Genomic DNA, 10,672 nt, shown 5'->3' with positions numbered 1-10,672 from the left:
CGCAATCTACGAACGTGTTCAACACTTTAGATTATAAAGCTGAGTTAATCAGTCGGAACCTATAAAAATTTTAAAAGCGAATAACAAAGGGACGAGTCTGCCCATTTTTAGACAAGGACTCGAATGGTTGCCTATAAATTTAATAACAGTCGCTTAACAGCGTCAGTTTCAAGAGATAACCATCCGGATTTTAACAAAAATAACCTCAAAGTATTTTTTTGTTAAAAATGACAGTCATTTTAATCATTTTATCATTGAAGTGAATAATCCAGGGCTAATATTAAGAGTGGGAAGGCAAGTTGAGTCAACTATGTATTAATTTGTAGAAAAATATGTAGTATATTAATTTGAATATGGAGGTTTATAGTATGAAAAAGGAATTAAGAGTAGGTATTCTTTTACAAACAATTTATCTTATTATAGATCGGTTTTTAAATATACCTGATTTTATTTTAGGATTGTTACTAGGTCTTGGATTGTGTCTTATCGTTATAGGGATATTGCCTGAAAAGGCTTATGCAAAGATAAAACAATTAAAGAAGACTGCAACTAAATAAATGTGATTAATGAACAATATTTATATTATGCGTCGCTGGATAGCTTATAATTTTGAAAGTGCCAGCTTGTCTTAATGCTAATTATGACAAACTGAATAAAACAGCTATAATATTATTAGCACCATGAGATAAGCTTTAAGCTGATTTCATGGTGTTTCTTTTTAGAAGGAAATATTCATTGTTCACTATCACTATTTGTGAAATTACTTTCTAATTAAAGCAGTCAAAATAAGTACATAATCCAAGATATTTAATAAAAAAAGCAACCATACTTGGCTGCTTAACGAATGATTTTTTCAATTTGAACAAAGTTATGTCCTTTTAATACCTCAAGCTTGTGGCGATTATCTTGCTCAAGTAGTTTGGAAATCGCAAAATTAACTTCCTGATCTCGGACTGTACGGGACCTATTTAAAACAATTAAGTTTTTATGCGTATTAGCTTCTGTATATATTACTGTGGATGAACCTAGCGAATAAACTTTAACATTAAATGCATCAGTATTCTCTAATTGATTTGAAACAAGATTATAGTGACTGTTTGTAACGTCAATCATTTTCATCAGTAACGCCCCCCTTTAACTTATACTTAATTATACTCTTTTGTTTGGAAAAAAACAGTGTAAATACCTTTGATTACATTTTAATCGAAATAATTAGTGGAAAGGTCTTTTAATTTTTGTTTAATTGTCTTATACTGTTTTAGTCAACAATGAACAGACAAATGAGCGTTTATTGTTGTTAGATACCTAAAAAAATGGTATTCTAGTCTTTGAAAGGGTTTCACTGATGTGCAAACATTATGTGAAGAACCCCTCAAAAAAAATTATTTAAAGGAGTTTTTAGTATGGAGAAAAAAGACTTTCACGTAATTGCAGAGACAGGGATTCACGCACGCCCAGCAACATTATTGGTACAAACAGCGAGCAAGTTCTCATCTGATTTAAACTTAGAGTACAAAGGTAAATCAGTTAACTTGAAATCAATTATGGGTGTTATGTCACTTGGCGTTGGTCAAGGTGCAGATGTAACAATCACAGCTGAAGGTGCTGACGAAGCTGCAGCTATTGAAGCAGTAGCAGAAACTATGAAGAACGAAGGATTGTCAGAATAATGGCAAATCGTTTAACAGGTATTGCAGCAAGTGACGGAGTAGCAATTGCTCCCGTTTATTTATTAACAGAACCTGACTTAAGTTTTGAGACAGTTACAGTTGAAGACACAGCAGCAGAAATCGCGCGTTTTGAACAAGCGATTGCGCAAACTACTGAAGAAATCACGGCAATCCGTGATATTGCTTTAGAATCGTTAGGTGCTGAAGAAGCTCAAGTATTTGAAGCTCATTTACTTGTTGTAGCTGACCCAGAATTTACTGATCAAGTTAAAGGACAAGTTGAATCTGACAAAGTCAATGCTGAAACAGCATTGAAAAATGTTTCGGACATGTTTATCCAAATTTTTGCATCTATGGAAGATAATCCATACATGCAAGAACGTGCAGCGGATATTAAAGACGTATCTGAACGTATGTTGGCAGCTTTATTAGGTGTTAAATTACCTAGCCCGGCGACAATCAGTGAAGAAGTAATTGTGATTGCTCATGACTTGACACCAAGTGATACAGCACAATTAAATAAGAAGTATGTTAAAGCGTTTGTAACAAACATTGGTGGTAGAACTTCTCACTCGGCTATTATGGCTCGTTCGTTAGAAATTCCAGCAATTGTTGGTACTAAAGAAATCACATCTATTGTTAAAGATGGTGATTTAATCATCGTTGATGCATTAGATGGTGAGGTTATTCTTAACCCAACTGAAGATGAAATCAAAACGTATGAAGCTAAAGGCGCTGGATATGCTGATCAAAAAGCTGAATGGGCTAAACTAGTTGAAGCTGAATCAGTAACTAAAGATGGTAAGCATGTTGAATTAGCAGCAAACATCGGTACGCCGAAAGATGTTGTGGGTGTATTAGAAAACGGTGCTGACGGTGTAGGATTATACCGTACAGAGTTTTTATACATGGATTCAGCTGATTTCCCAACTGAAGATGAGCAATACGAAGCGTACAAAGCAGTTCTTGAATCTATGAATGGTAAAGGTGTAGTCGTTCGTACGATGGACATCGGTGGAGATAAGGAATTACCTTATTTACAATTACCAGAAGAAATGAACCCATTCTTGGGTTATCGCGCAATCCGTATTTCATTAGATAAGACAGATATGTTTAAAACACAATTACGTGCTTTATTACGTGCTTCTGTTCACGGTGATTTACGTATTATGTTCCCTATGATTGCTACTTTACAAGAATTCCGTTCTGCTAAGAAAATCTATGATGAAACTAAAGCGGAATTAATTTCAGAAGGCGTTAGCGTTTCTGAAACAATTCAAGTGGGTATCATGGTAGAAATTCCTGCAGCGGCAGTATTAGCTAAGCAATTTGCTAAGGAAGTTGACTTCTTTAGTATTGGAACAAACGATCTTATCCAATATACAATGGCAGCAGACCGTATGAATGAACGCGTTTCATACTTATACCAACCTTATAACCCATCAATATTAACATTAATTAAAAATGTTATTGATGCTTCTCACGCAGAAGGTAAATGGACTGGTATGTGTGGTGAAATGGCTGGAGATCAAACAGCTGTACCGTTGTTATTAGGTATGGGCTTAGACGAGTTCTCAATGAGTGCGACAAGTATTCTAAGAACTAGAAGCTTAATTAGTAAGTTAGATTCTAATGAAATGGCTGCTTTGGCTGACAAAGCAATCAACGAATGTGCAACTGCTGAAGAAGTAGTTGAATTAGTTGAAGAGGCTGTTCGTAAAGCAACTGAAGAAGCGTAAGCGTCTAAATATATTTTGCTAGTTCAAACTCCAGGATATTCCTGGAGTTTTTCTGTTTCTATAGTGAAATTCAAACTTTAGGCTGAGGGGAAAAGCTTTTATTTTAGCTTTGAATTGCCTATAATAATAGCAGTGTGAAATAATATTTATATCAGTCATATAAGTAAACTAAACGGATAAGAATGAGATGGTGAACCAATGAATATAGGATTTTTTACCGATACGTACTTCCCTCAAGTGAGTGGAGTTTCGACTTCAGTAAAATTATTACGTGATGAATTAGTGAGGCAGGGGCATAATGTTATTATTTTTACGACAACAGATCCCGCAGCGAAACCCGAAATTGGCGTAGTTCGCTTGCCTAGCATTCCGTTTATAAATTATGATGATCGACGTATTGCCTATAGTGGCTTCGATCGTTGTTTAAAAATTGCAAGACAGAATGAACTAGACATTGTGCATACGCATACTGAATTTAGTTTAGGAATGGCAGGTAAGTATGTTGCGAGTCGTATGAAGATACCGAATGTTCATACATATCATACGATGTATGAGAATTATACGCATTATATTTTGCAGGGGCATTTAATTCATGCGAGTCATGTAAGGTATTTATCAAAATTGTATTGTAATCAAACGCAAGGGATTATTACCCCAAGTAAATTAACGCATGATACATTAAGAAATTATGGTATTTCTGAGAAAATTGAGATCATTCCTACTGGTGTTAAAATGCCGCTGTATAGTGATGAAAATCGAGTTCAAGTTAGGGAAGAATTAGGCTTAGCTCCATCTGATATCGTGTTGTTGTCCTTATCTAGGGTGTCTAAAGAAAAGAAAATCGATGAAGTGATAGCTGCTTTTCCAGAAATCAAAGAAAAGGTTCCTAATGCACGCTTAGTGATTGCTGGTGACGGACCGATTCTAGATGATTTGAAACAAATAAGTAAAGAACGCAACCTAGGTATTATTTTTGTGGGCGGAGTAGAACATGATCAAGTAGATCGATATTATCAAATGGCCGATTTATATATTAATGCAAGTGACTCCGAATCACAGGGTTTAACTTATTTAGAAGCTTTTGCGAATCGCTTGCCAATCATTGCTCGTCGCAATCCATACTTAGAATCAATTATGCCTAATGAAAACTTTGGAGCATTATTTGATGATGAGAATACGTTGGTTGAGACTGCTCTAGATTTTTTACAGAAAAAAGAGACTCAGACACTTCAAGTAATCGATCAGAAACAATTGAGAAAGTTATCGTCAGAATATTTCGGAGAATGTGTTGCCAGTTTCTATCAAGAAGTGATTGATGAACACACTTCTTCGCTAGATTTAACTAAATTTGATAAAATGTATATGAAGGTAAAAGATGCAATTAGAGAAATGATGGTTGGAGGAATGTTAGATGACTAAGGTTGGATTTATTGGCTTAGGTGTAATGGGTAATAGTATGGCAAAACATTTACAGGCAGCAGGTCATGAACTATTTGTATATAACCGAACTCAGTCAAAAGCGAATGAACTTGTAGGTTTGGGTGCTAAGTGGTGTGAGACACCTCGCGAAGTAGCTGAACAAGCAGATGTGATCATGACAATTGTAGGTTATCCTCAAGATGTTGAAGAGGTTTATTTTGGCGATGATGGTGTTTTTGCTGGCGTTCATACAGACAGTTTGTTAATTGATTTAACGACGAGTACGCCTACTTTGGCAATTAGAATTTCAGAAACAGCAAAAGAAAAAGGGATTAAAAGTCTAGATGCCCCAGTGTCAGGTGGAGATTTAGGTGCGAAGGAAGCCAGATTGACTACAATGGTTGGTGGGGAAGAGGTGGCTTTTTCACAGGCTGAGCCGTTATTAAAAGCTTTCTCAGCTAAGGTAACGTTAATGGGACCAGCTGGAGCTGGACAGCATACTAAAATGGCAAATCAAATTATGATTGCAGGTACAATGACTGGGATGGTTGAATTATTAGCTTATGCGAAAGCAGCTAGCTTAGATTTACAAACGGTTTTAGACACAGTAGGTGGCGGTGCTGCTGCTAACTGGTCTTTAGCTAACTATGGTCCGAGAATTCTTAAAGGGGATTATTCACCTGGCTTCTTTGCTAAACACTTTTTAAAAGATTTGAAAATTGCTTTAGATGAAGCTGAAAAATTAGAGGTGCCTTTACCAGGTGCAGAATTAGCTGCTCGATTGTATCAAGAATTGTGTGATAGTGGCTACGGTGACGATGGAACACAAGCCCTGATAAAATTATGGAAAAAATTTACATAGTTTTCTTGCAATTTCAGTTGAATTTGTTAGGATAAGACTATATAAAAAGTATGTTTATAAATTTTATCAATAAGCATATTAGATTATGGTCCATATTTTGAAGGAAATCATGATTTTGTTGATGAATGATTGATGAGGGCTGTATACTTGAATATAGAGAGGAAAATTCGATGAAACCATCTGTTTTAACTGGAATTATCCAAAGACTTGAAGCGATGACAAATACGGCTAATGAAACTGAGGTTAGACGTTTTGAGTTAGACGGTGTTGAAAAATGTCAGGTTGCTTACATTACTGAAAGTGACGCTTTTGAAATGACTGAAAGCGCAACTGGAACTGTATTTAGATTTGATGACATTGATTTAGTTGCAATGGAAATATTTGATTTATTAGGTTAATAATCAAGACGAATCATTTATGCTTCTTCGGATGAAGAAGCTTTTTTTATGCGATCAATACATTGAAATTAAAAATATCCTAAGAAACGTTAGAGAAGTGAACAAATCATTCAAGCATTGTTGGATTGTGTTATAATAGCAATGCATATTATTTAATAATACCGTGAGTAGAAGCTAAAGGAGAAAGAATGAAGCGTTATATCAACCCGACTTGGACAATTAATTCAATCTATTCGATTAAAGGATTGGATTTATTAAAACATGGCTATCGTGCTGCGATAGTTGATTTAGATAATACATTGATTGCATGGAATCAATGGGAGCACACAGAAGAAATGGCGGACTGGATTACTGATTTAAGAGAATCTGGTATAAAAGTATATTTGTTATCAAATAATAATTTTAATCGTGTAGCTAAAGTTGCAGACCCTTTGGATTTGCCATTTACTTCGGGAGCATTAAAGCCATTTAGAAAAAATTTCAAAATAGCTGTCGATAATTTAGCGACACCTAATGAGAATATTGTTGTTATTGGAGATCAGGTTATGACAGATGTTATTGGTGCGAATCGTTTTGGATTGGATGTCATCTTAGTTAAACCAATCGCGCAAAATGATAATATCTATACTTGGTTTAATCGTACGTTAGAAAAATTTGCGTTAAAAATAGTTAAAATTGACCGAAAAGGAAATTGGGGGAACGAGCTTGAATAAGGAAGAATTCCAATGTATCGGCTGTGGAGCCGTTATTCAAACTGAAAATCCATCAGAAGCAGGTTATTTACCGGCTTCAGCACTAGCTAAGGGGATGGATGATGGTAATTTTTATTGCCAAAGATGTTTTAGATTACGTCATTACAATGAGTTGCAAGATTTAACCATTGATGACGATGTGTTTTTAGAAAAATTAAGTGCAATTTCAGAAGATGAAGATGCATTGATTATTAATGTTGTAGATATATTTGATGTTGAAGGTAGCTTAATCAATGGTCTTAGACGTTTTGTTGGCAATCAACCAATTGTGGTAGCTGCTAATAAATTTGATTTATTACCAAAAGTAACGAAGGAAAATCGTGTCAAACATTGGTTAAAACAAGTACTTCATCAAAACGGTTTGCAAGCTGAAGATGTATTCTTGATTAGTGCTAACAAAAAACATACATTAGAGCCATTAATTGAATTGATTAAAAAAGCAGTACTTTCGAAGAATATTTATATTGTAGGTGTCACAAATGTTGGTAAGTCGACTTTAATCAATCAACTAATTGCTTATTTCGGAGGCGAGAAGGAAATCATTACAACGTCGAACCATCCTGGAACGACTTTAGATATGATTAGAATTCCGTTGACTGAAGAGCACGCAATTGTTGATACACCAGGGATCGTTCACCGTACTCAATTAGCTCACTATTTAAATCGAGATGAAATTAAAACATTACTACCAACGAAACCATTGAAGCCAATGACTTTCCAATTAAATCCAGATCAAACGATATTTATTGGAGCTGCAGCGCGTGTTGACTTCACTCGTGGTAAACGAGCATCATTCACTTATTATGTTTCAAAAGACGCAACTTTACATCGTACTAAAACAGAAGGTGCTGAAGAGTTTTATCTGAAGCATCGAGGTGAATTATTAAGCCCACCATTTAAAGAGACATTAGAGAATTTCCCAGAGTTGGTTTCTAGAACCATCCAATTAAAACCTGATTATGATGTTGCGATTTCAGGATTAGGTTGGTTTACGGTTAATGAGCCTGTGGAAATTGTTATCTGGACACCTAAAGGTGTTGCGCTATCAATACGAGAAGCGATTATTTAAAAGTTAAAAGGAGCACGAAATGGAAAAGTTATCCAAAGCACAAAGCAAATATTTGCGTAAAGAATCACACAACCACAAACCAATTTTTCAAATGGGAAAATTAGGTTTAACAGAAGTTTTTATTCAGCAAGTTGATGAGGCAATTGAAAAACGTGAACTAATTAAATTTAATATTCTACAAAATAGTTCTGAAACAATTCAAGATGCAGCTGAAACAATTGCAGAGGCGATTGATGCATTAGTTATCCAAACTGTAGGAAATACAGCGGTATTATATCGTCCATCAAGCAGAGAAAAGTATCAAAAAATTAGTCAGGTAGTATCGAAATTAGCATAAGGAGTCGGTATAGATGACAGTTGAAACAGTAGGCAAAAGCTTTCTATCCTTGGAAGAAGCTCTAGAAAATTTTACCTTTACACAAGAGGCTGTGCAGCCGACTCAATCTGGTCGTTATCGTATAGGTATTCTTGGAGGAACGTTTAATCCGCCACATTTGGGACATTTATTAATGGCAGAACAAGTAGGGAATCAATTAGAGTTAGATGAAGTTTGGTTTATGCCAACAGCAAAACCACCTCATGCACCTGGAAAAGACACGATTGCTTCGCAACATCGTTTGCAAATGACTCAGAAGGCTATCGCTGGTAATCCGTTATTCCGCTTGCAACCTTATGAGGTGAATCGAGGCGGTAAAAATTATACTGTGGACACAATGCGTCATTTTGTTTCCGAATTTCCCGAATCTGATTTTTACTTTATCATTGGTCAAGATAGTGCAAGAGACTTACACACTTGGCGTGAAATCGATGAATTGATTCAACTTGTCCAATTAGTTGGAGTTCGTCGTCCAGGAGAAATGCCTTATAACAGTAAGTATCCAGTTTTATGGGTCGATTCTCCCTCAGTAGATATTAGTTCGACTGAAATTCGATTACGCGTGTATTTAGAACAATCTATTCGCTACCAAGTACCGCGTGATGTCGAAGAATATATAATGAAACACAATTTATATTCTAGTAAGTAGAAAGAAGGGGCTTAAATGCCAATCGAATATACGCATGGCCTGATTAATTGTTCGAGAGAATCGTTAGTCGATCAGCTACGCCAAACGATAAAACCTAGTCGTTTTGAGCATGTTTTACGTGTTGAGAGCACTGCTTTATCATTAGCAGAAAAGCTAGATGCAGATTTAGAAACAGTTAGTGTTGTTGCTTTAATGCATGATTTTGCGAAAGAAATGCCAGCAGATTCTATGCTAGAGTTGGCGCTTAAATTCTGGCCTAATGAAGAATTAAAGTTGGCTAATGATAACATTTGGCACGGTCCAGCAGCTGCTCAATTGTGTAAAGACCAATTTGGATGTAATAATCAATCTATGCTCAATGCCATTGCTGGGCATACGATTGGTTGGTTCGAGATGGACCAATTAGCGAAAATTCTTTATATGGCTGATTATATTGAGCCAGGCCGAAACTTTAAAGGTGTAGAAAAAGCGCGTCAATTAACAAATGAAAGCTTAGATAAAGCTTGCGAGTTTAAAATGACGGAGACGATTAAATATTTAATAAAACAAAGAGTAATAATTTTTCCAGGCACAATCGATATTTATAATGCTTGGATTGAACAGAAAATGTTCAGTGAGGAGAGAATATGACATTAAGTAATTTAGAAAAATTAGAAGTAGTCGTAAAAGCGGCCGATGACCGTTTAGCTCAAGATATTATGGTGATGGATGTTGAGCAATTAACACCATTAGCTGATTATTTCATGGTCACTCATGCAAGTAACGAAAAGCAATTAGGCGCAATTGTTGAATCAATTGTTGATGCAGCTGAAGAAGCGAATATTGCGGTTAAAAACGTTGAAGGTAAAGATGGCGGGAAATGGATTTTAATCGACTTATACGATATCATCGTGCATGTCTTCTATTATTCAGAGCGTGCGCATTATAACTTAGAAAAAGTTTGGAAAGATGCCCCATTAGTAGATGTAGCAGAATGGGTAACAGGCGAATGAGTTTTGCTGAAATAGCCCATATTTATGATCGTTTTAATGAATTAGACGCTTATGAAGCTTGGCTAGATTTCACATTGAATTCTTTAAATAAACAACCAAAAAAAGTTTTAGACGTTGCCTGTGGTACTGGCTGGTTCACTCAACTACTTGCGCCTTTCGTCGGTAGCATAACTGCCGTTGATATTGATGAGAACATGTTGAAAATCGCCAAGAAGGAGCAGGGCGATGCACAAACAATTGATTATCGAGTGGGCGATATGTTGGATATGTCAAACTTAGATCAAGACTTTAATTTAGTGACTTGCTACGCAGATTCTTTGTGTTTTCTAGAGAATGTGACTCAAGTTGGTCAAGCTTTGTCGGAGATGTATCAGCGATTACAAGCAGGTGGTACACTGTTATTTGATGTTTGGACACCGTATCAAATTAATGAAGTGTTTGATGGCTTTAATTATTTTGACAGTGATGAAACGGCAGCAATTCTTTGGGATAGTGAGTCGACTCTAGGTCAAAATAAAGTTAATCATTATTTAACGGTGTTTGAGCAAACTGAAACGCTGCAATATAAACGTGTGGATGTTGAATTAACAGAGCGAACTTATCCTTTAGAAATTTATTTAAAGGCATTGATAGCCGCTGGTTTTGAATCTGATAAAATTGAAGTGTTGGTTGATTATGGAGCCAGCCTTTACCATAAACGAAAAGATAAAGAAACCGACCGTTGGTTTTTTAGATGTGTTAAATAA

14 protein-coding genes are annotated in these 10,672 nt (G+C 35.7%); 13 read left to right on the top strand and 1 reads right to left on the bottom strand.

What is annotated here, in order from left to right; translation table 11 throughout:
- Nucleotides 1-368 precede the first annotated feature (368 nt).
- Entirely contained in the window at nucleotides 369-557 is a 189-nt protein-coding gene (locus GF867_RS11950; RefSeq protein WP_153833338.1) for a hypothetical protein, read from the top strand.
- 280 nt (nucleotides 558-837) lie between these two features.
- Here GF867_RS11950 and GF867_RS11945 read toward each other — a convergent pair whose 3' ends face one another.
- A complete protein-coding gene (locus GF867_RS11945; protein WP_153833337.1) occupies nucleotides 838-1,119 on the bottom strand; it encodes a DUF1827 family protein in 282 nt (93 codons plus the stop codon).
- 284 nt (nucleotides 1,120-1,403) lie between these two features.
- Here GF867_RS11945 and GF867_RS11940 point away from each other — a divergent pair, with 284 nt between their 5' ends.
- From GF867_RS11940 to GF867_RS11885, 12 genes are all read left to right on the top strand, one after another.
- Entirely contained in the window at nucleotides 1,404-1,670 is a 267-nt protein-coding gene (locus GF867_RS11940; protein ID WP_153833336.1) for a phosphocarrier protein HPr, read from the top strand.
- Nucleotides 1,670-3,409 (top strand): phosphoenolpyruvate--protein phosphotransferase, encoded by a 1,740-nt coding sequence (ptsP, locus tag GF867_RS11935; RefSeq protein WP_153833335.1) that lies wholly within the window; start codon nucleotides 1,670-1,672, stop codon nucleotides 3,407-3,409. Before GF867_RS11940 ends, ptsP begins: the two co-directional genes overlap by 1 nt.
- Before the next feature lie 198 nt (nucleotides 3,410-3,607).
- Nucleotides 3,608-4,828 carry a glycosyltransferase family 4 protein gene (locus tag GF867_RS11930; protein ID WP_153833334.1) on the top strand — a complete coding sequence of 407 codons (1,221 nt, stop codon included), beginning with the start codon at nucleotides 3,608-3,610 and terminating at the stop codon, nucleotides 4,826-4,828.
- On the top strand, nucleotides 4,821-5,690 hold the full coding sequence (locus GF867_RS11925; protein ID WP_153833333.1) for an NAD(P)-dependent oxidoreductase: 870 nt from the start codon (nucleotides 4,821-4,823) through the stop codon (nucleotides 5,688-5,690). Before GF867_RS11930 ends, GF867_RS11925 begins: the two co-directional genes overlap by 8 nt.
- Before the next feature lie 170 nt (nucleotides 5,691-5,860).
- The gene (locus GF867_RS11920; RefSeq protein WP_153833332.1) at nucleotides 5,861-6,088 is read left to right on the top strand and encodes a YkuJ family protein; all 228 of its coding nucleotides are present in this window, start codon (nucleotides 5,861-5,863) and stop codon (nucleotides 6,086-6,088) included.
- 188 nt (nucleotides 6,089-6,276) lie between these two features.
- Nucleotides 6,277-6,801 carry a YqeG family HAD IIIA-type phosphatase gene (locus GF867_RS11915; protein ID WP_153833331.1) on the top strand — a complete coding sequence of 175 codons (525 nt, stop codon included), beginning with the start codon at nucleotides 6,277-6,279 and terminating at the stop codon, nucleotides 6,799-6,801.
- Nucleotides 6,794-7,909: a ribosome biogenesis GTPase YqeH gene (yqeH, locus tag GF867_RS11910; protein WP_153833330.1), complete on the top strand. Its 1,116-nt coding sequence runs from the start codon at nucleotides 6,794-6,796 to the stop codon at nucleotides 7,907-7,909. Before GF867_RS11915 ends, yqeH begins: the two co-directional genes overlap by 8 nt.
- A gap of 19 nt (nucleotides 7,910-7,928) precedes the next feature.
- The gene (gene yhbY / locus GF867_RS11905; protein WP_153833329.1) at nucleotides 7,929-8,246 is read left to right on the top strand and encodes a ribosome assembly RNA-binding protein YhbY; all 318 of its coding nucleotides are present in this window, start codon (nucleotides 7,929-7,931) and stop codon (nucleotides 8,244-8,246) included.
- Between the two features lie 13 nt (nucleotides 8,247-8,259).
- Nucleotides 8,260-8,934, top strand: a complete 675-nt coding sequence (locus GF867_RS11900) for a nicotinate-nucleotide adenylyltransferase (RefSeq protein WP_153833328.1) — start codon at nucleotides 8,260-8,262, stop codon at nucleotides 8,932-8,934.
- 15 nt (nucleotides 8,935-8,949) lie between these two features.
- Nucleotides 8,950-9,564 (top strand): bis(5'-nucleosyl)-tetraphosphatase (symmetrical) YqeK, encoded by a 615-nt coding sequence (gene yqeK, locus GF867_RS11895; RefSeq protein ID WP_153833327.1) that lies wholly within the window; start codon nucleotides 8,950-8,952, stop codon nucleotides 9,562-9,564.
- Nucleotides 9,561-9,926, top strand: coding sequence for a ribosome silencing factor (rsfS, locus tag GF867_RS11890; RefSeq protein ID WP_153833326.1), 366 nt, complete (start codon nucleotides 9,561-9,563; stop codon nucleotides 9,924-9,926). The genes yqeK and rsfS overlap by 4 nt, the downstream gene beginning before the upstream one ends.
- Nucleotides 9,923-10,672, top strand: a complete 750-nt coding sequence (locus tag GF867_RS11885) for a class I SAM-dependent methyltransferase (RefSeq protein ID WP_172974024.1) — start codon at nucleotides 9,923-9,925, stop codon at nucleotides 10,670-10,672. The genes rsfS and GF867_RS11885 overlap by 4 nt, the downstream gene beginning before the upstream one ends.

Origin of the sequence: Fundicoccus ignavus, from assembly GCF_009659375.1 — a bacterium.
GTDB classification, from domain to species: domain Bacteria; phylum Bacillota; class Bacilli; order Lactobacillales; family Aerococcaceae; genus Fundicoccus; species Fundicoccus ignavus.
Note: the sequence above shows the minus strand (reverse complement) of the source record. Positions and strands in the feature narration are given on the sequence as shown.

Coding starts and splice junctions, on each gene's coding strand:
- GF867_RS11930 (WP_153833334.1), top strand. CDS start 3,608: ATGAATATAGGATTTTTTACCGATACGTACTTCCCTCAAGTGAGTGGA.
- yhbY (WP_153833329.1), top strand. CDS start 7,929: ATGGAAAAGTTATCCAAAGCACAAAGCAAATATTTGCGTAAAGAATCA.
- GF867_RS11945 (WP_153833337.1), bottom strand. CDS start 1,119: ATGAAAATGATTGACGTTACAAACAGTCACTATAATCTTGTTTCAAAT.
- GF867_RS11915 (WP_153833331.1), top strand. CDS start 6,277: ATGAAGCGTTATATCAACCCGACTTGGACAATTAATTCAATCTATTCG.
- ptsP (WP_153833335.1), top strand. CDS start 1,670: ATGGCAAATCGTTTAACAGGTATTGCAGCAAGTGACGGAGTAGCAATT.
- GF867_RS11925 (WP_153833333.1), top strand. CDS start 4,821: ATGACTAAGGTTGGATTTATTGGCTTAGGTGTAATGGGTAATAGTATG.
- GF867_RS11950 (WP_153833338.1), top strand. CDS start 369: ATGAAAAAGGAATTAAGAGTAGGTATTCTTTTACAAACAATTTATCTT.
- GF867_RS11940 (WP_153833336.1), top strand. CDS start 1,404: ATGGAGAAAAAAGACTTTCACGTAATTGCAGAGACAGGGATTCACGCA.
- GF867_RS11885 (WP_172974024.1), top strand. CDS start 9,923: ATGAGTTTTGCTGAAATAGCCCATATTTATGATCGTTTTAATGAATTA.
- GF867_RS11900 (WP_153833328.1), top strand. CDS start 8,260: ATGACAGTTGAAACAGTAGGCAAAAGCTTTCTATCCTTGGAAGAAGCT.
- GF867_RS11920 (WP_153833332.1), top strand. CDS start 5,861: ATGAAACCATCTGTTTTAACTGGAATTATCCAAAGACTTGAAGCGATG.
- yqeK (WP_153833327.1), top strand. CDS start 8,950: ATGCCAATCGAATATACGCATGGCCTGATTAATTGTTCGAGAGAATCG.
- rsfS (WP_153833326.1), top strand. CDS start 9,561: ATGACATTAAGTAATTTAGAAAAATTAGAAGTAGTCGTAAAAGCGGCC.